This is a genomic window from Mesorhizobium sp. P2_F5, from assembly GCF_056403715.1.
The window spans coordinates 557,325-581,229 of sequence record NZ_JBFUEY010000004.1 but is presented as its reverse complement, the minus strand read 5'-3'; the positions used below and the strand labels follow the sequence as shown (position 1 = coordinate 581,229).

Below are 23,905 nucleotides of genomic sequence, written 5' to 3'. Positions count from 1 at the left end.
ATCCTCATAGGAACCAATGCCGGCGCGTTGACGGACGATTGGTTTGCTGGAATCGCCGCGATCCTTCGCGCCCCCCTCTGTCCTGCCGGACATCTCCCCCACAAGGGGGGAGATTGGCTGGGGCTTCGCCGGCACTTTTCCCTCTACCGGCTTTTCCGTCCGCCGTACCGTCATCTCGTCGAGCGAGTTCTTCTTGAACAGCGGCTTGGTGGCGTCGCCCGGAATGCCGAAGTCGGAGCCGTGCGCTTCTTGCGCCGACTGTTTCTTGAACAGCGAACGCGACACCGCGCCGGACGGCGTCGTCATGTCGGTGCCAGGGCCCATATCGTCGATCGACGGCTTGGCAAACAGCGGCTTCTTCACCGGCACCGCGCCATCGGCGCCCATCTCGTCGAGCGCCGGTTTGCGGAAGAGGTTGGACCGGGCAGCCCTGGCCGCCTCTTCGGCGGCACGGGCCGCGTCGAGCTTGCGGAAACGCTCCTGTTCCTCCGAAGTACGATGTTTGGCCACGCCCTTGTTGTGCTTGCCCTTTTCGCGGCCCGAAACCGGGCTTTCCATATCGGCATATTTGGCCAGCGGATCTTCCGAGATCGACAGTTCCATTTCGCGCAAGCGCTTGATCTCGTCGCGGATGCGGGCGGCCTTCTCGAAGTCGAGGTTGGCAGCGGCGTCGCGCATCTGCTTTTCCATGGCGTCGAGATGGGCCTTGAGATTGTTGCCCATCATGGCGCCGGCGCTGTCGGTGAACTGCGAGATATCGGCGCGGACATGGTCCTTCTCGTAGACCGAATCCAGAATGTCGGAGATGCGCGACTTCACTGATTCCGGCGTGATGCCGTTGGCGGCGTTCCACTCCATCTGCTTTTCGCGACGGCGGTTGGTCTCGGCCATCGCCCGCTCCATCGAGCCGGTGATCTGGTCGGCATAGAGGATGACCTTGCCGTCGACGTTTCTGGCGGCGCGGCCGATGGTCTGGATCAGCGATGTCTCGGAGCGCAGGAAACCTTCCTTGTCGGCATCGAGAATGGCGACGAAGCCGCATTCGGGAATGTCGAGGCCTTCGCGCAACAGGTTGATGCCGACCAGCACGTCGAAGGCGCCGAGGCGCAAATCCCTAAGGATCTCGATGCGCTCCAGCGTGTCGATGTCGGAGTGCATGTAGCGGACGCGGATGCCTTGCTCGTGCAGATATTCGGTCAGGTCCTCGGCCATGCGCTTGGTCAGCACCGTCACCAGCGTGCGGTAGCCGGCGGCCGTGGTGTCGCGGATTTCGCCGACGACGTCGTCGACCTGGCTCTTGGCCGGACGCACTTCGACCGGCGGGTCGATCAGGCCGGTCGGGCGGATGACCTGCTCGGCGAAGACGCCGCCGGACTGCTCCATCTCCCAGCCGCCGGGCGTCGCCGAGACCGCGACCGAAAGCGGGCGCATGGCGTCCCATTCCTCGAAGCGCAGCGGACGGTTGTCCATGCAGGACGGCAGGCGGAATCCATACTCGGCCAGCGTCGCCTTGCGGCGAAAGTCGCCGCGGTACATGCCGCCAATCTGCGGCACGGTGACGTGGCTTTCGTCGACGAAGACCAGCGCGTTGTCAGGGATATATTCGAACAGGGTCGGCGGCGGATCGCCCGGCTGGCGGCCGGTGAGATAGCGCGAATAGTTCTCGATGCCGGCGCAGGAGCCGGTCGCCTCCAGCATCTCCAGGTCGAAGCGGGTGCGCTGCTCCAGCCGCTGCGCCTCCAGCAGGCGGCCAGCCCTTTCAAGCTCTTGCAGGCGCTGCTTGAGTTCTTCCTTGATCGACTTGATGGCTTGATTCAAGGTCGGGCGCGGCGTCACATAGTGCGAGTTGGCGTAGATCTTGACGCTCTTCAGCTCGCCGGTCTTCTGGCCGGTGAGCGGGTCGAACTCGGTGATCGCCTCGATCTCGTCGCCGAACATCGAGATGCGCCAGGCGCGATCCTCAAGGTGGGCCGGGAAGATCTCGATCGTGTCGCCGCGCACGCGGAACGAGCCGCGGACGAAATTGATGTCCTGGCGCTTGTACTGCTGGGCGACGAGGTCGGCGAGCAGCGCGCGCTGGTCGAGCCGGTCGCCGATCTGCATCTGGAAGGTCATCGCCGTATAGGTCTCGACCGAGCCGATACCGTAGATGCAGGACACCGAGGCGACGATGATAACGTCGTCGCGCTCGAGCAGCGAGCGCGTCGCCGAATGGCGCATGCGGTCGATCTGCTCGTTGATCGAGGATTCCTTCTCGATAAAGGTGTCGGTGCGCGGGACGTAGGCCTCCGGCTGGTAGTAGTCGTAATAGGAGACGAAATACTCCACCGCGTTGTCGGGGAAGAATTTCTTGAACTCGGAATAGAGCTGCGCTGCCAGCGTCTTGTTGGGCGCCAGGATCAAAGCAGGGCGCTGCGTCTCCTCGATTACCTTGGCCATGGTGAAGGTTTTTCCCGAGCCGGTAACGCCGAGCAGCACCTGGGTGCGGTCGTTGTTGTCGACGCCCTCGACCAGATCCTTGATGGCGGTCGGCTGGTCGCCGGCGGGCTCGAAGTCCGACACCATCTTGATGGCGATGCCGCCTTCGGATTTCTCCGGGCGGGCAGGGCGGTGCGGCGTCCACAGCACGCCGTCCTTGTGCAGCGGATTGCCGGATTCGATCAGCGCCGACAGCGCCGCGACCGTCGCGGTGACGCTGCCCGAGGCCATGGTCTCCGCATCTTCCAGCGAGATGTCGAGACCGGCGACCGGGTTGAGGCCGGCTGCCGTGCGTTCACGGGCTGTGGCCGCGCCGCCCATCGAGGTGCCGCGCGAACTCCGGCCGGGCGCGGCGGACCGCTCCGGGATTTTTTTCGCCGCCTTTGGCGATTTGCCGCCGTCACCTTTGCCGGCGAGGCGGCCTTCCTTCTCGGCTTCCTGCTCGATCTGCTCGGCCCAGTCTGCAATCGAACCGGTCAGCGGCGTGCCGGTGAAGTCGGCCTGCGGCGCCTCGGCGAAGCCGCCCTTGTGCAACGGCTCCGAGGCATCGAGGAAATCGGTCAGCGGACTGCGCCGCTTGGGCGGCGAAGCGCTGTTATCACCCACCGTCGAGGGTGTCTTTTTACCGGGGAGTTTGGCCATGCCCTGAATATGGGCAGAGTCCGCCAAAATGGAAAGGGTGCAGTGGTGACGGGCCCCACCCGCCCCGAGGCTGCTGACACAAGGGTGTCAGGAGCTGTGGTGTGAGTGCCCTTGCGACTGCCCTCAATTGAACCACAGCGCAAAGGTCAAAAACCCGGCGCCGCCGAACTGGCGTTGGATCTCGTCGAACTCGTCGCTGGTCAGGATCTTGCCGCTCTCGAGATAGGGCGCAATGGCCGGTCCGGTGATCGACAAAACCAGGTCGAAGTTTTTCGGCTCGTCGAAAAAGCGCTTCATGTTGATGCCCTTGTCGGCGATGCGGAAATGCGGCAGCAGCACGCGACCTTCGAGCAGATCCTCGGCCACGGTCAAGGCGGCGAGCCATGCCTGCACCTGCTCTTCGCCGACTTCGAGGCCGGTCAGCGGGTTGGCGCCCTTCTGCTGCGGGCCGGGCAGCCATTCGCGGTCATTGTCGGTCTCAGTGCGGATCGCCTTCCAGTCCTCGCGTGACAGCCGGATCATCTCCAGCAGATGGCGGCGGGCCGCCTGCCGGCGCTCGGGCTCGATCACCGGCCAGTTGACGAGGTGCACCAGCGAGATGAAGTCGGCAATACGCCATTCGGAGGCGAGCATGCCGCCGGTGCCGCCGTCCAATGGGACGAGAATGTCCTGCAGCGGCAGCTTGGCGTGCGGGAACAGCATGTGGAACGAGCCGTCGAACATGGTCCTGAAATCATGCGCCAGCCAGAAGTCGGCTTGCGCCATCAGGAATTCGGCATAGCCCTGCAGCCAGTAACCGTCGGCGCGGTCGAAGCGGAAGGCGAGCGCCGGCGCGGTATCGTCGGGCGCGATGCCGCCGCGCGACAGCGAAGCCATGATGGCGGCCATGCTTTCGTCCGGCGCGATGGCACCGTCCTCGTTGAGGTCGATGCCGACATGGGTGAGGTCGATGACCATGCCAATATCGGCGTCGGCCGGCACCGAGCCCAGCGTGGCGGCGGATTTCTCCAGCTGGTCGCGGAAGGCGACCAGGATGGCGCGGAACTGCTCATAGGTCAGCGGTTCGGGGTTGGGATTGTCGGGGACCGGCAGCCGCATCAGCGGCAGCATGAAGGATTGGGGGCTGTCGAAACCGTGGCGGTGCAGGCCGCCGGCCAGGATTTCCAGCGCGGTGAAGAATTCGCCGGCGCCGGCGGCATAGGCCACTGCCGGATCGGCTGGTGCCGCAGCCTCGAGCGTGGTGAGGGCGGCGTTGCGCTCGGCCACGGTCCTGGCCTCGAACAAGGCGGTCGCCGCTTCAGGCACTGCTGCGGATGCGGCAGACAGCGGCAGCAACAGAAGGAGGGCCAACAGGCATGCTACGCGTGTCATCTCATTCCTCCACGATACCATTGCGCGGACATTACACGCATTTGGCGCCGTGTCTGCCGGCGGCAGTGTTTCAAGGACTGACGGTCGACACTTCACGGGCAGACCGTCTACACAAGGCAAACGATTGGGCGTCGCGTGTCGAACTATCCACTTTCCTACAAACTGTCATGGCTGCCGCGCTTCCTGAAGCCGTCGCTCGGCGGCGATGTCGAGGACTTTGCGCCGATGGCGGCCACAACCATCATCGATCCGCCGCCGGCGCGGAAGGTGCGGCTGGCTTTCGTCGGCGACATTTCGGCGGTGGCCAACCGCAGTGCGCCGGAGTGCGATCCAATGATCGCAAAGCTGCTGGGATCAGCCGATCTGGTGATCGGCAATTGCGAAAGTCCGATCGTCGAGCGGCCGAGCGTGGCGCTCGGCACGCGGCTCGGCACGCACCATGCGATGAGCGAACGGTTTCTGGCCGAGGCGCTGGCCGCCGTCGGCATCGCGCGCGAAAAACTTGTGCTGTCGCTGGCTAACAACCATGTGCTTGACCAAGGCGTCGCAGGTTTCGACGAGACGATTGCTGCGCTGAAACGGCTCGGCATCCGCACCATCGGCACCGCAAAGAAGGGACCGGTCGAGCAGGTCAAGGCCGGGCCACTGACGATCGGCCTTGCCGCCTTCACACTGTGGCGCAATGCCGACGCTGCGTTGTTCAATGAGCGTGTGTCGATGCAGGGCGATCCGGCGGCATGGCCAAAAGGTGCGGCTGACAAGAACATCGATCTCACCTGCGCCGTGCCGCACTGGGACTGGGAGTTCCGGCATTTTCCGCAGCCGCAGACGCAGGCGCTGGCGAGGCTGCTGGCCTCGTATGGCGTCGGGCTGATCGCCGGACACCATGCCCATGTCGTGCAACCAGTGCAGTGGGTCGGCAAGACGCTTGTCGCCTATGGGCTCGGCGACTTCCTCGGTACCGCCTTGGCGCGCCAGCCATGGCCCGGCCGCATCGGTGGCATTTTCGTCGTCGATGTCAGTTCCGATCTCGGCAAGCGCGGCGCCATCGCCGGCTATCGGATGCATCCCTTCATGCGGCTGCGCGCCGGCGGGCATGAGCGGCTGGTTCCGGTCGAGGCGCTGGCAGGCCGGATGAAGGGCAAGGTGGAGGGACGACTGAAGGCGATCTTCGGCGATTGACGACTTTCCCGCAAAAGCGACTATCATGAACACAGTCAAGCTTGCGAGGGGGCGATGGAAGCAGCGGAGTTCATGCCTGATGAAACGGTGGTCGCCGGCATCAGAAAAAACATCGAAGCCTATGAGGCCGGACGCGCCTCGGCCTACCGGCAGGTGCGCTGGCGGGTGCCGGTGTTTCTGGGGCTGCTGCTGGTCTTCGTCGCGCTGGTGGCCTGGCTGTTCAACAAGGTCGCCGACTTGAACGAGCAGTGGTTCTCGACGCCGCATGTGTTCCTCTATGTCGGCGGTTTCTTCGCGGCGCTGCTGCTCTATTTCCAGGCGATGAGGCCGGCGACGCGGCTGCAGCAATCGTTTCGCGATACGCTGCTGCCGATCATCTTCGGCTTCATCAGGGATGTGCGTTATCAGCACAGCGTGACGCCGAATTCCTTCGACCGGCTGCCGCGCGCCGTGGTCGGCGCCTTCAACCGGCAGAGCTTCGATGACATCGTGTCAGGCCGCTACGAGGAGTTTCCCTTCGAGCTTTACGAGGCGGAGTTGCGCCAAGGCTCGGGCAAAGGCTCGTCGACGGTCTTCAAGGGCGTCATCGTCGCCTTCGAGACGATCGCGCCATTCCCCGGCACATTGGTGGCGACGCGGCGTAGCAATGCGGTCGTCGGTTTCTTCCGTGGCATCTTCGCCGGCAAGATGCAGGAGCTGTCGAGCGGTGATCCGCTGCTCGATGGCGACTATGAATTCCGTACCGACAATGTCGCCGCCGCCCAACCGCTGGTGAGCGGCCGGCTGGCGCAGGCGCTGAAATGGCTGAATGAGACTTGGCGCGATGATCCGGCGCGGGTGGCGCTCAACGGCAGCGACGGTTTCCTGCTTTTGCCGCAGCCGAAGAACTTTTTCGAATTGCCCGCCATTTCCGTGCCGCTCGACTACACCAGCCATATTGCGCCGATGATCGCCGATATGGGCGCGATCCTGGCGACGGCGGCGCTGGTGCGCAAGATCGGCGCGACGGATGGCGAGGTTCAGCCAGGCTGACGCGCGTCAGCAGTCGAAACCGTAATTCTGGCGATAATAGTCGGCTTCTTCCTTCGATATCGTCTTGAACAGCACGCAGACGGTGAAGCTGCCGACTTGACGACCATTCCTGGTGTAGCCCCAGTCGGAAATATCGTCCCGGGTGAATTCGAGCTCCTGGCCGGCAGTCACGTTGTGCACAGCCTGCGGCTCATTCGCCAATGTTCCCACAAACCCGTTCGCGGTCTTGTGGAAGGGGATGATCCAGAAATGCTCCGAAGTGTCCCCGTTCTTGACCTCGACCTTCAATTTGTAATCGGTGGTTCCGGCTGGTGGTGCTTCCGACAAGGACAGGAATTCATCGAGGCTGGCGCGCGCCTGGGCAATGGCCGCCGTCATATCCGGATCGTCCCTGGCGACGTTGACGACCTTGTCGTCGCCCTGGCTGGAGTTTTGCGCTCCGGCGGCTATCGGAGCAGACACCAATATCAGGGACAGCATAACGCGAATTGCATGCTTCATGGGATGGCGATCCTCCACTTTGATGCCGGGTACCATCAAGCATCTAGCAAGGGTTTTCAACCGCGGTGCGACACGGGCGGGCGTCCGCTCACAGCCCGCTCGGCACCAGCCCTGCCAGCCAGTTCGCGGATCGCTTGGCTATGCCGACCGTTGCCGATGCGGCACGGCCAAGGTCGGTCTTGACCACGGCATAGCCGTTCTTGGTGCGGTAGAGCACGCCGGTTCCGCCATCGACCACTTGCTCGTAGGCGACGGGCCGGGCTGCTGCTGCTTCCACGGCCGTCGTCGGCGAGCCGATGGGAACGCTCGGCCGATGGCTCAGTTCCGGCGGCAACGGGCTTTCAGATTGAACGCTCCGGCTGGCCGGCTTCAGTTCCGGGCGGGATGCGGTCGCCGCCAGCTGCGAAGAGGACGCCGAACCCTTGGTGCGGCAGATGCCGGAGACCAGCGGATAATCGAAGTTCTTCTGGTGCAGCATCTGGCTTTTCATCGCCGCTTCGCAGTCGGCGATGGTCGTCCACTTCGCCGGCGTCTCGCCGATATATTCGCAAAGCTTGGCGTCGCAGTCGCAGCCGACGATGGTCATGGCGACAAGGGCGGTCTTGATCACGGTCTTGTCCTTCGGATTGCCCCCCGGCAGCCACCCCTTCCATCGCGCGCGAACAAGGCGGGATTTTGGCCACGATCGCACAGTGAGCCAGGCGATGCGTTTTCGGGAACGGCTCACTATAGGTGGATTTCGAAACGCCCGGGATTAGATAGGGCGTCGGCCATGGTGTATTTTCTGTAAGAAGTCTAAAATAATCTTACCGGCTACGGCTACGACAACTGTTTCTTGGCGCGGTTTTCTACTACAATACTGATGGGGTGATACAACAGTATCGGAGGGGGTTATCATGGGAAGAGTTGTCCGATCCGCGGTGGTGTCGAAAGGCAATCTTGAGGGCGTTGCAGACGACGAAGGCGGGCAGAACGGTCAGGGCGAAACAGACTCGAAAGACGGCGATGGTTATCTCGACCGGGTGGCGAAATATGTGCCCGCCGAGGTCGTGGCGTTCTTCATCTTCGTCAATTCGATCCTCGTCAATGCGGTCGAGAAGCCAGCCGCCAAGGCGTTGACCGATGCGGTGGCCGCAGAATCCACGGATATTCCGGGCCAGGTGCAGGCAGCCATCTACAAGATTGAAATGGCCGGCATCAGCGTCTGGACCATTTCATGGGCCGTGCTGTTCATCGCGCTGGCAATGACGCCGGTGTACCTGAAATCGGTGAGCGATGCCGCCGACAATGCGGAGGCTCCCGGCGCCAACATCGTCATGTCGATGCTCGCTTTCCCCTTCTGGGCTTATGCCGTCGACGCGCTGGCCTTCAGGCCTTGGCATGACGGAGCCCTGGCCAGCATCATGCTCGCCACCTTCACGCTCATCAGCGGCGCTGTACGGCCGGAATACATAAACTCCGTCCTCAATTTGATCCCGGGCATCGGGCCAAAGCAGTAGGCCGGCGTGGAGGCCGGCCTCGTCGCAGTGCGGCCGTCGCGGCTTCAGTAGTCGTAGACGTGCTCCAGCCTGGCGCCGGCCTTCAGCAACGCCGGCAGCACAAGGTGCAGCTTGCGCACGGCGACGATCAGCCCGGTGCGGCGGTTGGCCGGATCGACCGGGATCGGCTGGCTGAACAGCGCGCGGGCGCCTTCGGGCGGCGCAAGCTCGGCCGCCGACAGCATGGTGATCATGATTTGGTCATTGCCGCCGATCTCGACAAAGGACACGCCTTTGTCGATCAGCCGGGGGATCATGTCGGTGAACGGCTGACCGCGCCTGGTGATGAAGATGGTACCGTCAGCGGCGAAGTCGCGCTCCAGCAAAGTATCGGCTTCTTCACGCGTCGCTTCGCCGACCGGACCCTTGGCCCAGACATGGATGTCGAGCGAGGCCGGGTCGGAGGGCGTGCCGAGTTCGCCGACCAGCCACGCGGAGCCCTGCTTGACCGTGTCGGCGAAGCCGAAGGCGAGCTTGCGCTCGCCGCTACGCACCGCTCCATCGCCGGGTGAGGGCTGCACGGCAAACAGTTCGGCGCGCTTTTCGGCGTAATGGAATTGGTACCATGATGACTGACCGAGAAAGCCGGCATAGTCGGCCGCCGCTTTGGCCTGGTAGATGTCGGTGGCGGTGCGCTTGCCAGCGGTGGCCTCGGTGATGCGGCCGACCGTGTTCTCATAGGCCCACTGCAGGCCGTAGCCGAGCGTGTAGGCGGTGCCGGTGATGAGCGGCATCAGCTGGTCGTCATAGTTGAATGTCTCAGCGGAACTGGCGCGCAGGATGGCGGCGTGGTCCTGCCAGTAGCCGCCGATATAGGACCAATAGGGGAAGCCGCTGGGCTGATCCTTGGCGACGAAGCCGGCATAGTCTCGGGCGGCAAGGACGGTCGCCCATTCGGGGTAGGCAAGGAACGTTGATATTTCCGGCCGCTGGTAGCCCGCAATCTCGGCGCGGACCTTGTCGGCCAGCGCCTTGGGTGGAGCGCCGCCGGCAACACCGGCAAGCGGTTCCGGCGACGTGGTCAGAAAGCCGTAGGCGAGGCCGGCGATCGGGACCAGCACGACAATGACGACCAGCCAGAGGATGGTCCTGACGATGCGCTTCAGCCAGCGGAGCAGGATCATGGCCGGTCAGGCCGAGGCAGGACAGCAGCGTCGGTGCGGAATGCAGGTGGCGGCCGGCTTCCGGATCAGCGTCATGAAGTATCCCCCTTCAAACGACACCGGACGCTAGCCGATTTTACCGAGGGTTGCAGCCCCGGCTGGAAAGGTGTGTGGCGGAGGCCCAAAAGACAGTCGGCGCCGGGATTTCTCCCAGCGCCTCCCTGTCAGATCAGGACACGGTCGCGGCAGCAACTTCCGTAAAGTCGTCGCGCCATGCCGGCCTTGATTTTGACGGTCCTGCCAGTCACCACCCGAGGGCAGTGCCCGTTCCAGACCACGCCGTTCTCCACCCTTGCGAGCTTCGCTCAGCGCGCCATCGAAGGTTTTTGCCGTCCTTCATGGCAGCATCGGTCCGCCGTTGGCGTTCGCACGCTTTCCGCGGCCCCGTAGGTCTCGGCATCCGTCCCTCGAACAGGCAAGCCTGCTCTCACTTCGGGCCGTACGGGCCTCAGGAAATCCGCCTTTTCGCTTTGCCTTTCGGCGTGGCGATCGGTAGCCGCCTGAGATGGGTTAAACTTACGCCGGGTAAGGGTTTTGGGGAATGGGCGCGAGCCTGTGGATAACGGGATTATCGGGGATCGTTTGCCACGAACCTCGAAATTCTTGCGGCTGCTGCTTTAGACAGCCTTCCCCGCTTTTTGACACTCCAATCGGCTGCGCCCCTTGCTCCGGCGGTCTGCACGGGTTTCAATGCCGGCAAAGGACTTTGCGGCCACCACGTCCCGCCGTCCTTTTGGGGAGGCGTTGTTGAAAGTCGGGGTGGTGCTCAATCCGATTGCCGGCGGCGGCCGGCTGAAACGGCATTGGCCGGAGGTCGCTGCTTCGCTGAAAATCCATTTCGGCGATTTCGAACTGCGCGAGACGCAGGCCGAGGGTGACGCCGAACGTTTGGCGCTCGACCTCGCGGCCAGCGGTTTCGAGCTGGTGATCGCCGCCGGAGGCGACGGCACCGCCAGCGAGGTGGCGGACGGCTTGTTGCAGGCATTCGACGAGAGTGGCCGGACAACCGAGCTTGGCTTGCTGCCTTGCGGCACCGGCATCGACTTTGCCCGCGGGCTCGGCCTGCCGAAAGAGGTGGATGCGGTGCTGAAGCGGATCGCCGAGGCGAAGGCGCGCAAGGTGGATGCGGGGCGCATCTGCTACATCGACGATCATGGTGCGCTGGCCAGCCGCCACTTCATCAACATCGCCAGCCTCGGCCTGTCCGGCGCCACCGACCGTGCGGTCAATGCCGACAAGCGCAAGGGCAAGATGTCGGCCAAGGCGCTGTTCCTGTGGCGCACCGTGGTCGAGTTCATCCGCTACCGTTTCCAGGACGTCCGGATCACCGTCGATGACGGCGCACCGGTCGAGGCGCGCATGGCGCTGGTGGCGGTGGCCAACGGCAAATTCTTCGGCGGCGGCATGATGATCGCGCCGGATGCCGAGCTCGCCGACGGCCAGTTCGACATCGTCATCCTGCGCGCGGCAGGCAAGCTCAAGCTAATCTGGGACATCCGCCTGCTCTATGGCGGACGGCATCGCAATCATCCGGCCATCACCATATTGCGCGGCAGGAAAGTGGTGGTCGAACCGCTCGGCGATGCCGAGAAGAACGGCGCGTTGGTCGACATAGATGGCGAGTCGCCGGGGCGTATTCCCGCGACCTTCGAGATCCTGCCGGGCGCGCTGACGCTGAGATACTGAATCAAGTGCCTTAGGCGCTGATTCTGAAGGCTGGGCTAAGCCGCTGAAGACATTGGCTAAATATTTTCCGGCCAAGTCTCAAGTTTGGCCGGGAAACCGGGCGCGCGCAGGTCGGTGCCGACGGCGTCCTCGAGCAATTTGACGATCTGGGTCGACCAGGCGCCGCCGCCATAGGCTTCCTTGCCCTGCTCAAAAATCGCGTTGACGCGCGTGGCGAGGTCGAGCGGCACGCCGGATTGCTCGGCCATGGTGAGCGCGAAGCCGAGGTCCTTCAAGGCCAGGTCCATGGTGAAGCCGATGTCGTAGGAGCCGTTGAGAATGAGCTGGCTTTCGGTCTCGTGGACGAAGCTGTTGCCGGAAGAGGCAACGATGGCGTGGTAGGACTGGGCGAGATCGAGCCCACCCTGTTTGGCAAGCATCAGCGCCTCGCCGGCGGCGACCAGGTGGATGAAGGCCAGCATGTTGGTGATCACCTTGATCACCGCCGCCGAGCCGACCGGCCCCATTAGAAACGATTTTGAGCACATAGCCTCCATGGCCGGGCGGTGCCGTTCGTAGAGCGCGGCGTTACCGCCGACCAGCGCGGTGATTTTGCCGACCGCCGCCAGATGCACGCCACCGGTGACCGGGCACTCAAGCGTCTCGATGCCTTTGGCCGAGGCGAGGGCGGCGAGGCGCAGAATCTCCTCGCGGCCATTGGTCGACATCTCGATCCAGGTGCCGCCCTTGGGCAGGCCCTCGAGCAATCCGCCGGAGCCGGCCAGTATCGCCTCGCTGACCTTTGGCGAGGGCAGGCACGTGATGGCGTTGCCGGACCGCGCAGCCGCTTCGGCAGGACTGCTCGCGGCGGTGGCGCCGAGCGCCACGAGGCGCTCGACGGCCGTGGGGTCACGGTCGAAGACGGTGACGGCAAAACCGTTGCGCAGCAGGCTGGCGGCAAGGTTGCCGCCGAGATGGCCGAGGCCGATGAAGGCGTAGCGCTCGCTCACGGCATCAGCGGCGTCTGCATCATCTGCAGATGCAGGTCCTTGCCGGTGTAGGGATGCGCGTCGCAGACGGCCTCGTTGAGCTCGACGCCGAGGCCTGGCTCCTTCGATGGGATGACGTTGCCGTCCTGCCACTCGATCTTCTTCTTGAGCAGCGTGGCGTGGAAACCGTCCCACTGCTTCAGCGATTCCAGAATGAGGAAGTTGGGCAGCGTCACCGCCAGCTGGATGTTGGCCGCACCGACGATCGGCCCGCAATAGCAGTGCGGCGCGATCTGGATGTGGTAGGCCTCGGCCATCGCCGCGATCTTCTTGGTTTCGAGAATGCCGCCGGAACGGCCGAGGTCCGGCTGCAGGATGGTGGCGGCGCGGTTTTCGATGACGCGAGCGAATTCGAATTTGGTCGTCAGCCGCTCGCCGGTAGCGATCGGGATCGACGTGCCGCGGGCCACCTGCGCCATCACTTCCGGCATATCAGGCGGCACCGGCTCCTCGAACCACAAGGGATCATAGGGCTCGATGGCGCGCGCCATGCGCAGCGCACCCGACGCGGTGAACTGGCCATGCGTACCGAACAATATATCGGCGCGGGTGCCGACAGCTTCGCGGATCGCCTTGATCATGCGGGCGGAGACATCGATGTCGACGAGGCGCGGCTGGTGGCCGTCAAAGGCGGTGTAGGGACCGGCCGGATCGAGCTTGACGGCGTTAAAACCCTGCTCGACATATTCGAGCGCGCAGGCCGCCGCCATTTCAGGGTCGTTGTAGACGTTCCTGCCGTCCGGTGCGTCTTCGGAATGGACGCTGCCGGTGTGCGGATAGAGATAGGTGTAGGAGCGCAGCGTCTCATGCACCTGGCCGCCGAGCAGTTTGTAGACCGGCTTGTTGGCCTCCTTGCCGACAATGTCCCAGCAGGCCATTTCCAGCGCCGAGAAACAGCCCATGCCGGTCACATCGGGGCGCTGGGTGAAGCCGGAGGAATATGCGCGGCGGAAGAAGTTCTCGATGTCGTGTGGATCGTGGCCGATCAGATAACGCTCGGCCATGTCTTCGACGAGCTTGGCGGTGATGTGAGCCGAGAAGGTAGCGTTGTAGGCCTCGCCATAGCCGACGACGCCGCCATCGGTGGTCAGTTTGACGAAGATGAAATATTTGCCGCCGATGCCGGGCGGCGGATTGCCGACAACCCAGGTCTTGACGTCGGTGATCTTCATTTTTGGTCCTCCAGAACCAGTTCGGCGCCCTTCCATCCGGTCATGACGGAGGCGGCGTTGGTGTTGCCGGTGATGTTGGCGGGAAAGATCGAGGCGTCGATGACGCGCAGGCCGTCGAGCCCGTGCACTTTCAGGCGCGGGTCGACGACCGCCTGCTCGGCATCGGGGCCCATGCGGCAGGTCGAGACCGGGTGATAGACGGTGCCCGAGCGTTTCCTGAAATCCGTGATCAGGTCGGCATCCGATTGGATCGATGGCCCCGGCAGGACTTCTTCGGCGATGATTTCGGCCATGGCGGGCATAGAGGCGATCTTGCGCACGAATTTCACCGCCGCCAGCATTTCGTCGACATCGGCATTGGTGGAATAGGCGTTGGCGACGATCTTGGGATAGTCCAGCGGATTGCTGGAGCGGATCATGATCTCTCCGCGACTCGACGGGCGGCAGTTGGACAGGCCGATGGAGAAGCCCGGCCACGGATCGGGCGTCAGGATCGGCCGCTCGCCGCTCTTCGGGATGACCGTCGAGAAGGCCTGGAAATAGAGCTGCATGTTGGGGCGCGAGAATGCCGGATCGGTGCGGAAGAAACCGCCGCCATGGTTCATCGACAGCGATAGCGGGCCGGAGCGGGTCAGGATGTATTGCATGCCGACCAGCAGCTTGCCCCACCAGGGGCGCAGAATCTGGTTGAGCGTCGGCACCTTGCCCTTGAAGGTATAGTTGATGCCGACATGGTCCTGCAGATGCGCGCCGACATTTTCGTTGGCGTCGACGACCGGGATGCCGAGCCCCTTGAGCAGTGCCGAGGGGCCGATGCCGGATAGCTGCAGCAACTGCGGCGAGTTGATCGAGCCGGCGGACAGGATGACTTCGCGGCCGGCGCGCGCCGTCTTCGTCTCGCCGTTCTGCAGGTACTCGATGCCAACGGCGCGCTTGCCTTCGAACAGAATCTTGCTCGCCAGCGCATTCGTCTCGACGCGGACATTGCCTCGCTTCATCGCCGGGCGCAGGAAGGCGCGCGCTGCCGACATGCGGCGTCCACCCTTGGTCGAGATCTGATAGACGCCGACACCCTCCTGGGCAGCGCCGTTGAAGTCGGGGTTGAGCGGTAGGCCGGCCTGCTGGCCGGCGGCGAGATAGCGCCTCGTCAGCGGGTGGACGGCGTTCGTCGTGTCGGTGATGTGCAGCGGCCCGCCGGTGCCGCGCCATCTGTCGGCGCCGGCCTCATTGTCCTCGAGCGCCTTGAAGGCCGGCAGCAGATCGTCGTAGCCCCAACCGGGATTGCCGGCATCGCGCCAGTCGTCAAAATCCTCGCGCGCACCCCTGATCCAGACCATGGCGTTGATCGAGCTGGAGCCGCCGAGCAGCTTGCCGCGCGGCCAGTGGTCGACATTGCCGCCGAGGCCGGGGTCCGGCTCGGGCTTGTAGTTCCAGTTGACCGCAGGGTCGAAGAAGGTCTTGCCGTAGCCGAGCGGCATCTGGACGTAAAAGCGGCGGTCGGTTCCGCCGGCTTCCAGCACCAGCACGGAGTAACGGCCGGAAGCCGACAATTTGTCGGCAAGAACCGAGCCGGCCGAGCCGGAGCCGACGATGATGAAGTCATAGGTCTGCATGTGAATTTGGACGGCTCCGGAAAACTGGCCGCAGCCTATCCGCGACGGCTTGGCCGCGTCCCTGCGGCTTCCGGCATGGCTTGTGAAAAAAGCGACTGGAAGGCGCGTGGTTCTGAAATGTCACCAAGGAAACGACATCGCGCGCAGCCGGCCTCGCGCATCGCGTTGACCTGTCAGCGCCATGACGCTACGGGATCGAGGGTAATCGATCTCAAGGGGGCAACGGCATGGTGCACTACGCTGACGGCCGGCCGATCGGCGATCTGACCTTGCGTACGCTCGCCATGCCGGCCGATGCCAATGCAGCCGGCGATATCTTTGGCGGCTGGGTGATGGCGCAGATGGACTTGGCCTGCGGTATCCGCGCCGCGGAGCGCGCCAAGGGCCGCGTGGTGACGGCGGCGGTCAAGGAAATGTCCTTCGCCAAGGCGATGAAGATCGGCGACACGCTGTGCATCTACACCCATGTCGAGCGTGTCGGCCGCACCTCGATGACGCTGAAGGTCGAAGCCTGGGCGCAGCGCTACCTCTCCGATCTGATGGAGAAGGTCACCCATGCCGATTTCGTCATGGTGGCGCTGGATAGCGACGGCAAGCCAAAGCCAGTGCCAGCGGAAAGCTGACGTCGTCGATTCTGCCAAGCTTGCGAGTTTGTAACATCTCCCGCGCGGGCGATGCGCTGCGCGACATCCAATGGTTGCCTTCGTCTCCGATTCTGCGGACGGCGGAGGAAGACAATGCGTCAACATATGCTGAACGGCTGGCTCGTGGCGGCCGTTGTCGCGGTGATCTGCCTGCTTGGCACGACCGCCTATACCGAGATCAGGAAAGAGCTTCCGAGCGTCGCCTGCAAGCACGACCGGACAGTCGGCGACCAGCGGACCGCGAGGGCCGACACCTGCGGCACGATGTGTTGCATCAACCCTGCGTCAAAGGCCTGAAGGCCTCTCAGCAGAAGACGCTTATTGGACTCAAAGTGATGATGCGCCGGCAAACGAGACCCGGCTGCTGGATCGCGACGACGTGGCCGAGGATGCAAGGCGGCTCAGTTGAACCTGAACCGCGTGTCTTCGAGGGCAAAGCCCTTGCGCAGCAAGGGTCTCAGGCGTGCACGCCATCGAATTTCTCGCGCGCCGCCTGGACGCGCACGGTGTTCCTGCGCGCCCATTCGCCGAGCGCGCTGACCGGGATCAGCAGCTCATGGCCGAGCTCGGTCAGCTCATAATCGACGCGCGGCGGGATGGTCGGAAACACGGTCCGGGTGACGAAGCCGTCACGCTCCAGACCACGCAAAGTGGTGGTCAGCATCTTCTGTGAAATGCCGCCGACGGCCGCGCGCAATTCATTGAAACGCAGTGGTCCGGCGCCGAGCTTGCCGACGACCAGGACGGTCCATTTGTCGCCGACGCGCTGCAGGATTTCCGAGACGGCGCGGCAGTCTTCGGTGTTGTGCGGGTGCCTCAGTAACAAAACGGTGCCTCCTTGCGCAGTGGTTTGACAGTATCTCATATAGCGCCGGTATCCAAACGATACCAGCTTTTACATATATGGAGAGCCCCATGTCCAAGCCCAAAATCGCCATTGTTGTCGGTTCGACACGCGCCGCGCGTTTCGCCGACGTACCCGCACAGTGGATCGCCAAGATCGCCAAGACGCATGCCGACATCGATGTCGAGATCGTCGACCTGCGCGACTGGCCGCTGCCCTTCTTCGACGAGGTTGCCTCGTCCGCCTGGGCGCCGTCGCAGAATGAAGTTGCGAAACGCTGGCAGAAGAAGGTCGCCGAATTCGACGGCTTCATCTTCACCGCCGCCGAGTACAATCATGGCCCGACGGCCGTGCTGAAGAACGCTATCGATTACGCCGCCAATGAATGGAACAAGAAGCCGGCCGGTTTCGTCGGTTATGGCAGCGTCGGCGGCTCGCGCGCTGTCGAACATCTGCGCCTTGCCGCCGTCGAGCTGCAGATGGCGCCGGTCAAGTCCGCCGTTCACATCGCCTGGGGCGATTTCCTTGCCGTACGCCAGGGCGAGAAGAAGCTTGAGGAGATCGAGCATCTGAACCAGGCAGCCGCAGCCCTGGTCAACGACGTTGCCTGGTGGGCCCGCGTGCTCAAGGCAGCGCGTCAGGCCGACGCGATTGCCGGCGAAGCCCAGGCGGCCTGAGCCTATCCTCCCAAGGGAAAGCATCTTCGAAGGGCGGCGCTTGCGCCGCCCTTTTTCATTTGCGTGAAGGGGCGCGTTCGGCCTGCCGTGGCCGGATGATGCAGTCGGATCGACAAGGTCGTGCTGATGCCTTGACGGCCATGCGCGATGGATCGCCGCCGCTACAGCCAACCGCCGGAAAAGCCAGCTTGGCGCAGACCTGTAGCGATGGCCGGCACACGGCGCATCAGCCGCCACAGGAAGTCCGACCGGTAATTCTCGATCATCAGGGCGATCGGACCCTGGTTGATGCCGACATGGTCCGGCGAGACCCAGCCGCAGGCGCGGCCGTCAGCGGCGGCGATCGTCGGATTGAAGCTTGCGGTGAAGCCGTAGGGGTTGCCGTCGTGCAGGTCCATGTCGTGGAAATGGCGCAGCGCCGGCAGCACGATTTCCGGCGCAAAGGGCAATGAGGCGATCGCCGCCCAGGGCGACAGCGTGCCGTCATCCGGGCCGAAAGGCGCGCCGCGCGCGAGGTAGCCGAAGAAGCGGCGGCCATCGAGCCTCATTTCGCGCTTGGTCGGGCCCGGGCCGTCGCTGGCGGTGAGGCCCCAGCAATTCTCGCCGTAGCCGTTGAATCCCTTCGGATTGCGGATGGCGTAGTCGCGCTGCAGGTAGGTCGCCTGGCGGCTGTTCTGGAAATAGTCGCTATCGTGGTCATGCATGAAGGCATCGCGGATGCCGCGAAAGTCGATCCAGATATGCGAGAACTGGTGGATGAAAAGCGGACCGGCATAGATCATCTCACGGCCGTAGATTGTCTTCCACTTGTAGGTGGACAGCCAGGCTGCGTAGCTCTCGGGCGGCAGCGAGTGGGTCGGCGATCCCAAACCAAGCACGTACAGGATCAGCGCTTCGTCAAATCCTTCCCAGCGATAGCGCAGGAAGCCTTTTTCAGGCCGCCAGCCATGGGTGACGGTGGCACCGCCATTTTGTGCCCAGCGCCAGTCGGCGCGGCGGTAGAGTGCATCGGCGAGCCGGCGGATTTCCAGTTCGGGTTCATCGTCTTCGTCGAAATAGGCGCCGGCGGCCAGTACGCCGGCCAGCAGAAGTGCGGTATCGACCGTGGATAGCTCGCAGTTCCAGACACGGCCGCCGGTCTGCATGTCGAGGAAATGATAGTAGAAGCCTTTGTAGCCGGTGGCATCGGGCTCCGGACCGTGCGGTGCGTTCCAGAAGAAGCGCAGGGTAGCTAGCGTCCGCTCGATTGCGGCGGCGCGCGTCATGAAGCCGCGTTCGACACCGACGGGATAAGAAGACAGAGCGAGCCCGACGGCGGCTATGCTGGCAGGCGACGCTGAAGTGTTGCGGTCGGCGACCAGGCCGTTGGCAGGATTGGCCTCGTTGAGAAAATACTCGAAGGACAGGCGCTGGATATCTTGGAGAAGCTCGTCGTTCTGCGCGTGTTCGTTCGATGCATCCATGGCTATCGATATAGAGGCTTTCGCTGCGCTTCCCACCTTTTTGGCTGGTCAATCATAAGTGAGGAAGGCGAAGGCGGATAGCGATAGACGCCCTGGCCGAAATGTGCCGGCGGCCCGCGCGATCCTACTCCATCTCATCGAGCCGTTCTTGCCGCGCGAGAATGGGCTATTCTGCCGCTTGGCGACCTTGGCCGCCGGTTTCACGAGAGCGATGAGCCGCCAAGGCGCTCTTGCGCCATTTCTCGATGAATCTGAGAAAGACCTGAAGCGGCATGGGCGTTTGACGACGGCTGGGATGATAAAGGAAAACGCCAGGCAGCGTGTGACTCCAGCCCTCCAGCAAGGTCAGCAGGCGGCCTCGCGCAAGATGCCTCGCGACGATCGGCTCCGGGAGGTAGCCGATACCGACTCCTTCGAGAGTTGTGGCCAGCAGCATGTCAAGATCATTGACAATGAGCGAGCCTTCGACGGCAATCTCGGTGTGCTGATCGCCCTGGGTGAAGACCCAGGGATGTATGGAGCCATCTAAGGGCGACCTGAATTGGATGCAGTCGTGGGCATGCAGATCTTTTGGAAGGGATGGTCTCGAATGCCGCGCCAAATAACTTGGAGCGGCGACCGCAAGCATCCTGAACTCGTCCGCGATGCGCAAGATCGTCATGTCGCGCTCGATCTTGTGCCCGACACGAATCCCGGCATCGAACCTGCCGCTGACAATGTCGTTGTTCGTGTCATCGACATGGATTTCAAGGTGAATGGCAGGGTATTCCGCGAGAAATGGCTGGATGAGCGGCGGGAGCACCATGGGGGCCAGTATCGCGGCGGTCGGCCGCGAGACAGCCAGGCGCAATGCCCCAATTGGTTTGTCGCGGAACGAATTGACGCTCTCGAGAGCGTGATCGATGCCTTGGAGGATCGGCTGTACTTCAGCCAGAAGGCGAACCCCGGCCTCCGTCATGGCGACGCTACGCGTGGTGCGATTGAACAGCCGAACGCCGAGCCGATCCTCGAGCGACCGGATGGTCTGGCTCATGGTGGGCAGGGCGATCCCGACCTCAGCCGCCGCTTTGGTGAAGCTGAGATGTTCCGCGACTGCCACGAAGGCGGTCAGTTCAGTGAGCTGGAAAGGAGCCACTCCGAATACTCGCGATAGTCAAAACGCCGGCCAATCTCCGACTTCATGGACAGGCTGTTCGCCCTGATGCCAACCCCTTGCACATATGTGCCGAAAGCCAGGCAATCAATAAACGCACGCCGGGCGAGAAGGCCTTGTCGCGACATCGTGATGGTCAGCGCCCGAAGGGCGCCGCACCCCGCGACGCGGCCTGAGGCCGCGACCGAAGGAAATTGAGCGGCGGGACAGTCTTCGTAAAATCCAAATACCTTCTTCCGGGCATCGCCAATTATCATTTGCCGGCCAAATGCCCATCTCGAATCCAAGCGGATCGAGAACCGTCGGCGGTAGCCCCATCGCGACCGGCATGACGGCAGAATCCCGAAACGCCAGCTCTGCGATGCTGAAGGGTCGCGTCTCCAAGTTCGACCGCACCCGCATCGCTACGGTGAGCAGCCGTCTGCTCGAAGGAGTGCGTGTTATGAGAAACTCAACGACAATGCTGGCAACGATCGCCCTGGGCGCCCTGCTGGCGACCGGCTCGGCAACGGCGTCGATCGCTGGTGGCGGCGGTGATGGCGGCGCCACATTCATCAGGAGCCGTGGCGACTTCAGGAATCATGGCGGCTTCGGTGGCGGCCGCAGCTTCGGCGACCATTCGTTCAACAGGAGCAATGGTAGCTTCGCCATGCATCGCGGCTTCGGCATGCGTCACCGCTTCAATGGCGATCATCGCTTCTACGGAAGGCGCCATTTTGGTCGCTTCCATGGCGGTGACGACCTAGACGACTTCTTTGTCCCATTCTTTGGACTTGGCCAATATGGACCGTACTGCGGGAACTACCGCTCGTACGGGTGGGGCGTGCATCGCTATTACTGCCCGTAGCCAAGCCGGCGCCAACTCCATTCATCGATAGACCCAAGGCGTTCCGCCCTCGCGGAGGCAGCGCACACCTTAGTGCCAACGTCGATCTAGCCAACCTCCGCCACCAACAGATTACACCGCGGTCGTCGATGGGACGGTCGCTCAATCAGGAAGGAGACCATATCATGAACATCAAAGCTATCTATATCGGCACAGCGCTTGCTCTTTGCGCCGGCGGCGTTGCCTATGCCGGTGCGCTCGATGCCGCCGACACTGTCAACAACCAGGCGTTCCATACTGATCCACTCGTGACAGGCTCGATCGGTCAAGCACAGGGCGTGGACTACGGTATCACCGGCCGCCGCGTGACAGCCTTGATCAATCAGGTGCAGGGCGTGGACAAAGGCATCGAGGACGCGATGCAAGTGAAAAAGATCGAGCCGGCCGAGGCGCATAAACTGCATATGCGGGCCGCTCACATCAGCCAGGCTGCCCAAAGAGCCGCGGGACATGGCGCGATATCGGTTGGCGAGTATCAGCAGTTATTGCACCAACTCGATGGTTTGAGCCAGCAGCTCCGGGTTGACACCGGCAGCGCCTTCTTGATGGGCAACGGCGGCGATGGCGGATATTATCCAAACGGCTACGGCCCGAACGACTGAAATCATCCACCGAACGGACTGTCTGACGCCCGTGGGTTCCGCTCGCGGGCGTCCCTTTCTTCGCCGGTGCTATCAGGAAACTGAAATCCAAAACGGATTCAGGGCGATCGACCTTGCGCAGCGTGCGCATGATCTCGCCCTCCAAGGCCAATCTCTCGAATTGCCCGAGATCCGAAGATGCTCCAGATCGATCCCAAAATCCCGGCAACCGTACTCACGCTTTCCAGAAGCAAGAATGTGACAACCCATCTCCGCGACACGAGTCTCAAGGAAGCCGTCAGGTTCGTCATGGAACGCTTGCCAAAGGTGGATAGACCACGGTCAGTTATCCGGACGGCAACACATTCACACTATTTCGCGGAAATCGAAGCTCTCTACATGCAACCGGAATTTCGCCGCCAGCACGTCGCTGGTCCGGACGCCGATCGTGACGTGGCGTCAGACTACCATTTCACCTCGAAGCCCACCGAGCCGCCGACAGCGTAGCTATCGCCGATCACGCCCGAGTGACTTGCATAATGCAACTAACTTGGCTATAAGTCACTTTCATTTTGAAAGAGACCTCTGCCATGGTTGCAAAAACAAGCTTCGAAACCCGCCCGTGCCCCATCGCGCGCAGCCTCGACGCTGTCGGGGAGTGGTGGAGTATTCTTTTGCTCAGGGACGCGTTCCAGGGTCTGACGCGCTTCGACCAGTTTCAGAAGAGCCTGGACATTGCGCCCAACATCCTGACGCGGCGGCTGAACAGCCTGGTCGAGCGCGGCCTGTTCGAGAAGCGTGTCTACTGCGAACGGCCGCTTCGCCATGAATATGTGCTGACCGCCAAGGCGCGCGATTTCCGCCCGGTTCTGCTTTCCCTGCTCGCCTGGGGCAACAAGCATCTGGCGCCCGAGGGCCCGAGCCTGGTGGTGGTGGACAAGGCAGACGGCCGCTGGGCCGAGCCGGTTCTGGTTGATCGCCAAACCGGCAGCGAACTCGACAGCGAGGGCTTCGCCCTGGCGACGGGGCCGACAGCGACCGATCGCATGCGGCAGCGGTATCGCTTCAGCAGCGCGGGCTCAGGCCTTCCGCTGGTGGAGAACACAGTGATCGAGCACAGGTCCGATGAGGCGCGCCGCCAATGAACAAGGTTCTTTCCGCTGCCGAACTGCAGCCGGCGCAGCCACCGGTCGTGCAGATCGCCGCGCCCGCCAAAAAGCGCCGCAAGCCGTGGCTGACGCTGGCAGCGGTGATCGCCATCGCCGCCGCCGGATGGTACGGCGTCCAGTGGTGGCAGGCTGGGCGCTTCCTTGTCTCCACCGACGATGCCTATGTCGGCGGCAACGTCACGCCGCTGGCGCCGCGGGTTGCCGGCCATATCGATCAGATCCTCGTCGAGGACAATCAGCATGTCGCCGCGGGACAGCTGATCATCCGGATCGATGACCGGCCGTTCAAGGCAGCGCTGGAGCATGCGCAGGCTTCCGCTCAGCAGCAGCAATCGGCGCTCGACAATCTGCGCGCCCAAATCTCGCTGCAGAATTCGGTGATCGAGCAGGCCGTGGCCGATCTTGAGGCCAAGAGCGCTGCCGCTACCTTCACCGAACAGGATGCCAAGCGCTACGAAGTGCTGGCCACCACCAGGGCCGGAACGCAGCAGGATGCGCAGAGAAGCCTTGCCGCCGACGGTCAGGCCAAGGCCACCGTTGCCGCCTCGCGCGCCGGTCTTGCAGCCGCCAAGCAACAACTCGACGTGCTCAACACCCAGATCGCGGAAGCCACCGCCGCGGTTGCGGCCGCCAAGGCGGATGTCGATACGGCCGAACTCGATCTCGGCTTCACTGAGATACGCTCACCCATCGACGGCGTCGTCGGCAACAGGCTGGCGCAGGTCGGCACCTATGTCTCCCCGGGCAGCTATCTGCTGACCATCGTTCCGGCATCGGGGCTCTGGGTCGACGCCAATTTCAAGGAAGACCAGCTGCGCAACATGGCCGACGGCCAGGCTGCCACGGTCTATACCGACATCGCGCCCGATGCGCCGCTCAAAGGCCATGTCACCAGCCTGGGGCCGGCGACCGGGGCGATCTTCAGCGTGATCCCGCCGCAGAACGCGACCGGCAATTTCACCAAGATCGTCCAGCGCGTTCCGGTCCGGATCACGATCGACCAGGACCAGGCGCAGAAGGTTGCGCTGCGGCCAGGCCTCTCCACCGTCGTCACGGTCGATACCGCGTCGCACTGAGGACGC

At 63.2% G+C, this 23,905-nt stretch carries 23 protein-coding genes; 12 read left to right on the top strand and 11 right to left on the bottom strand.

Annotation, left to right across the window (positions count from 1 at the left end; all coding sequences use genetic code 11):
* On the bottom strand, positions 1–3,120 hold a 3,120-nt coding region (uvrB, locus tag AC1DYO_RS09320), incomplete at its 3' end, for an excinuclease ABC subunit UvrB (RefSeq protein WP_477262435.1).
* A gap of 123 nt (positions 3,121–3,243) precedes the next feature.
* Positions 3,244–4,491: a hypothetical protein gene (locus AC1DYO_RS09315; RefSeq protein WP_477262433.1), complete on the bottom strand. Its 1,248-nt coding sequence runs from the start codon at positions 4,489–4,491 to the stop codon at positions 3,244–3,246.
* 135 nt (positions 4,492–4,626) lie between these two features.
* Between AC1DYO_RS09315 and AC1DYO_RS09310 the strand changes: the two genes are divergently transcribed.
* Both AC1DYO_RS09310 and AC1DYO_RS09305 read left to right on the top strand, forming a co-directional pair.
* Positions 4,627–5,673: a CapA family protein gene (locus AC1DYO_RS09310; RefSeq protein ID WP_477262431.1), complete on the top strand. Its 1,047-nt coding sequence runs from the start codon at positions 4,627–4,629 to the stop codon at positions 5,671–5,673.
* 54 nt (positions 5,674–5,727) lie between these two features.
* Positions 5,728–6,705 (top strand): hypothetical protein, encoded by a 978-nt coding sequence (locus AC1DYO_RS09305; RefSeq protein WP_477262429.1) that lies wholly within the window; start codon positions 5,728–5,730, stop codon positions 6,703–6,705.
* Positions 6,706–6,711: 6 nt separating this feature from the next.
* Here AC1DYO_RS09305 and AC1DYO_RS09300 read toward each other — a convergent pair whose 3' ends face one another.
* The gene (locus AC1DYO_RS09300; RefSeq protein WP_477262427.1) at positions 6,712–7,206 is read right to left on the bottom strand and encodes a YegJ family protein; all 495 of its coding nucleotides are present in this window, start codon (positions 7,204–7,206) and stop codon (positions 6,712–6,714) included.
* Between the two features lie 88 nt (positions 7,207–7,294).
* Entirely contained in the window at positions 7,295–7,816 is a 522-nt protein-coding gene (locus AC1DYO_RS09295) for a hypothetical protein (protein ID WP_477262425.1), read from the bottom strand.
* Between the two features lie 286 nt (positions 7,817–8,102).
* Here AC1DYO_RS09295 and AC1DYO_RS09290 point away from each other — a divergent pair, with 286 nt between their 5' ends.
* Complete coding sequence (locus AC1DYO_RS09290) at positions 8,103–8,705, top strand: hypothetical protein (RefSeq protein WP_181058768.1); 603 nt, start codon at positions 8,103–8,105, stop codon at positions 8,703–8,705.
* Between the two features lie 44 nt (positions 8,706–8,749).
* Here the strand turns inward: AC1DYO_RS09290 and AC1DYO_RS09285 are convergent, their stop codons facing one another.
* Positions 8,750–9,868 carry a hypothetical protein gene (locus AC1DYO_RS09285; RefSeq protein ID WP_477262423.1) on the bottom strand — a complete coding sequence of 373 codons (1,119 nt, stop codon included), beginning with the start codon at positions 9,866–9,868 and terminating at the stop codon, positions 8,750–8,752.
* 786 nt (positions 9,869–10,654) lie between these two features.
* On the opposite strand from AC1DYO_RS09285, the gene AC1DYO_RS09280 reads away from it, so the two are divergent.
* The gene (locus AC1DYO_RS09280) at positions 10,655–11,593 is read left to right on the top strand and encodes a diacylglycerol/lipid kinase family protein (protein WP_477262421.1); all 939 of its coding nucleotides are present in this window, start codon (positions 10,655–10,657) and stop codon (positions 11,591–11,593) included.
* A 56-nt stretch (positions 11,594–11,649) separates the two neighbouring features.
* Here AC1DYO_RS09280 and AC1DYO_RS09275 read toward each other — a convergent pair whose 3' ends face one another.
* The 3 genes from AC1DYO_RS09275 to AC1DYO_RS09265 are packed head-to-tail and all read right to left on the bottom strand — an operon-like array spanning position 11,650 to position 15,406.
* Complete coding sequence (locus tag AC1DYO_RS09275; RefSeq protein ID WP_477262419.1) at positions 11,650–12,582, bottom strand: NAD(P)-dependent oxidoreductase; 933 nt, start codon at positions 12,580–12,582, stop codon at positions 11,650–11,652.
* Positions 12,579–13,793, bottom strand: coding sequence for a mandelate racemase/muconate lactonizing enzyme family protein (locus AC1DYO_RS09270; RefSeq protein WP_477262417.1), 1,215 nt, complete (start codon positions 13,791–13,793; stop codon positions 12,579–12,581). Before AC1DYO_RS09270 ends, AC1DYO_RS09275 begins: the two co-directional genes overlap by 4 nt.
* Positions 13,790–15,406, bottom strand: coding sequence for a GMC family oxidoreductase (locus AC1DYO_RS09265; protein WP_477262415.1), 1,617 nt, complete (start codon positions 15,404–15,406; stop codon positions 13,790–13,792). Before AC1DYO_RS09265 ends, AC1DYO_RS09270 begins: the two co-directional genes overlap by 4 nt.
* Before the next feature lie 227 nt (positions 15,407–15,633).
* Here AC1DYO_RS09265 and AC1DYO_RS09260 point away from each other — a divergent pair, with 227 nt between their 5' ends.
* Together AC1DYO_RS09260 and AC1DYO_RS09255 are read left to right on the top strand one after the other, a co-directional pair.
* Positions 15,634–16,029: an acyl-CoA thioesterase gene (locus tag AC1DYO_RS09260; RefSeq protein ID WP_477262413.1), complete on the top strand. Its 396-nt coding sequence runs from the start codon at positions 15,634–15,636 to the stop codon at positions 16,027–16,029.
* 114 nt (positions 16,030–16,143) lie between these two features.
* On the top strand, positions 16,144–16,347 hold the full coding sequence (locus tag AC1DYO_RS09255; RefSeq protein ID WP_477262411.1) for a hypothetical protein: 204 nt from the start codon (positions 16,144–16,146) through the stop codon (positions 16,345–16,347).
* A gap of 160 nt (positions 16,348–16,507) precedes the next feature.
* Here the strand turns inward: AC1DYO_RS09255 and AC1DYO_RS09250 are convergent, their stop codons facing one another.
* Entirely contained in the window at positions 16,508–16,876 is a 369-nt protein-coding gene (locus AC1DYO_RS09250; protein ID WP_477262409.1) for a winged helix-turn-helix transcriptional regulator, read from the bottom strand.
* An 89-nt stretch (positions 16,877–16,965) separates the two neighbouring features.
* Here AC1DYO_RS09250 and AC1DYO_RS09245 point away from each other — a divergent pair, with 89 nt between their 5' ends.
* Positions 16,966–17,571 (top strand): NADPH-dependent FMN reductase, encoded by a 606-nt coding sequence (locus AC1DYO_RS09245; RefSeq protein WP_181058757.1) that lies wholly within the window; start codon positions 16,966–16,968, stop codon positions 17,569–17,571.
* Between the two features lie 161 nt (positions 17,572–17,732).
* Here the strand turns inward: AC1DYO_RS09245 and AC1DYO_RS09240 are convergent, their stop codons facing one another.
* Both AC1DYO_RS09240 and AC1DYO_RS09235 read right to left on the bottom strand, forming a co-directional pair.
* A complete protein-coding gene (locus tag AC1DYO_RS09240; RefSeq protein WP_477262407.1) occupies positions 17,733–19,034 on the bottom strand; it encodes a glucoamylase family protein in 1,302 nt (433 codons plus the stop codon).
* A gap of 166 nt (positions 19,035–19,200) precedes the next feature.
* Positions 19,201–20,169 carry a LysR family transcriptional regulator gene (locus AC1DYO_RS09235; RefSeq protein ID WP_477262405.1) on the bottom strand — a complete coding sequence of 323 codons (969 nt, stop codon included), beginning with the start codon at positions 20,167–20,169 and terminating at the stop codon, positions 19,201–19,203.
* Between the two features lie 460 nt (positions 20,170–20,629).
* Here AC1DYO_RS09235 and AC1DYO_RS09230 point away from each other — a divergent pair, with 460 nt between their 5' ends.
* From AC1DYO_RS09230 to AC1DYO_RS09210, 5 genes are all read left to right on the top strand, one after another.
* Positions 20,630–21,034, top strand: a complete 405-nt coding sequence (locus AC1DYO_RS09230; protein ID WP_477262403.1) for a hypothetical protein — start codon at positions 20,630–20,632, stop codon at positions 21,032–21,034.
* Between the two features lie 164 nt (positions 21,035–21,198).
* Positions 21,199–21,675 (top strand): hypothetical protein, encoded by a 477-nt coding sequence (locus AC1DYO_RS09225; protein WP_477262401.1) that lies wholly within the window; start codon positions 21,199–21,201, stop codon positions 21,673–21,675.
* Between the two features lie 177 nt (positions 21,676–21,852).
* Positions 21,853–22,161: a hypothetical protein gene (locus AC1DYO_RS09220; protein ID WP_477262399.1), complete on the top strand. Its 309-nt coding sequence runs from the start codon at positions 21,853–21,855 to the stop codon at positions 22,159–22,161.
* 83 nt (positions 22,162–22,244) lie between these two features.
* Complete coding sequence (locus AC1DYO_RS09215; RefSeq protein ID WP_477262397.1) at positions 22,245–22,799, top strand: winged helix-turn-helix transcriptional regulator; 555 nt, start codon at positions 22,245–22,247, stop codon at positions 22,797–22,799.
* Complete coding sequence (locus tag AC1DYO_RS09210) at positions 22,796–23,899, top strand: HlyD family secretion protein (protein WP_477262395.1); 1,104 nt, start codon at positions 22,796–22,798, stop codon at positions 23,897–23,899. The genes AC1DYO_RS09215 and AC1DYO_RS09210 overlap by 4 nt, the downstream gene beginning before the upstream one ends.
* The last annotated feature ends 6 nt before the right edge of the window (positions 23,900–23,905 follow it).

Excerpts from the sequence above, each read along its gene's own strand:
- AC1DYO_RS09315 (WP_477262433.1), bottom strand. The coding sequence starts at position 4,491 with ATGACACGCGTAGCATGCCTGTTGGCCCTCCTTCTGTTGCTGCCGCTG.
- AC1DYO_RS09305 (WP_477262429.1), top strand. The coding sequence starts at position 5,728 with ATGGAAGCAGCGGAGTTCATGCCTGATGAAACGGTGGTCGCCGGCATC.
- AC1DYO_RS09300 (WP_477262427.1), bottom strand. The coding sequence starts at position 7,206 with ATGAAGCATGCAATTCGCGTTATGCTGTCCCTGATATTGGTGTCTGCT.
- AC1DYO_RS09290 (WP_181058768.1), top strand. The coding sequence starts at position 8,103 with ATGGGAAGAGTTGTCCGATCCGCGGTGGTGTCGAAAGGCAATCTTGAG.
- AC1DYO_RS09285 (WP_477262423.1), bottom strand. The coding sequence starts at position 9,868 with ATGATCCTGCTCCGCTGGCTGAAGCGCATCGTCAGGACCATCCTCTGG.
- AC1DYO_RS09270 (WP_477262417.1), bottom strand. The coding sequence starts at position 13,793 with ATGAAGATCACCGACGTCAAGACCTGGGTTGTCGGCAATCCGCCGCCC.
- AC1DYO_RS09265 (WP_477262415.1), bottom strand. The coding sequence starts at position 15,406 with ATGCAGACCTATGACTTCATCATCGTCGGCTCCGGCTCGGCCGGCTCG.
- AC1DYO_RS09260 (WP_477262413.1), top strand. The coding sequence starts at position 15,634 with ATGGTGCACTACGCTGACGGCCGGCCGATCGGCGATCTGACCTTGCGT.
- AC1DYO_RS09255 (WP_477262411.1), top strand. The coding sequence starts at position 16,144 with ATGCGTCAACATATGCTGAACGGCTGGCTCGTGGCGGCCGTTGTCGCG.
- AC1DYO_RS09245 (WP_181058757.1), top strand. The coding sequence starts at position 16,966 with ATGTCCAAGCCCAAAATCGCCATTGTTGTCGGTTCGACACGCGCCGCG.
- AC1DYO_RS09240 (WP_477262407.1), bottom strand. The coding sequence starts at position 19,034 with ATGGATGCATCGAACGAACACGCGCAGAACGACGAGCTTCTCCAAGAT.
- AC1DYO_RS09230 (WP_477262403.1), top strand. The coding sequence starts at position 20,630 with ATGAGAAACTCAACGACAATGCTGGCAACGATCGCCCTGGGCGCCCTG.
- AC1DYO_RS09225 (WP_477262401.1), top strand. The coding sequence starts at position 21,199 with ATGAACATCAAAGCTATCTATATCGGCACAGCGCTTGCTCTTTGCGCC.
- AC1DYO_RS09220 (WP_477262399.1), top strand. The coding sequence starts at position 21,853 with ATGCTCCAGATCGATCCCAAAATCCCGGCAACCGTACTCACGCTTTCC.
- AC1DYO_RS09215 (WP_477262397.1), top strand. The coding sequence starts at position 22,245 with ATGGTTGCAAAAACAAGCTTCGAAACCCGCCCGTGCCCCATCGCGCGC.
- AC1DYO_RS09210 (WP_477262395.1), top strand. The coding sequence starts at position 22,796 with ATGAACAAGGTTCTTTCCGCTGCCGAACTGCAGCCGGCGCAGCCACCG.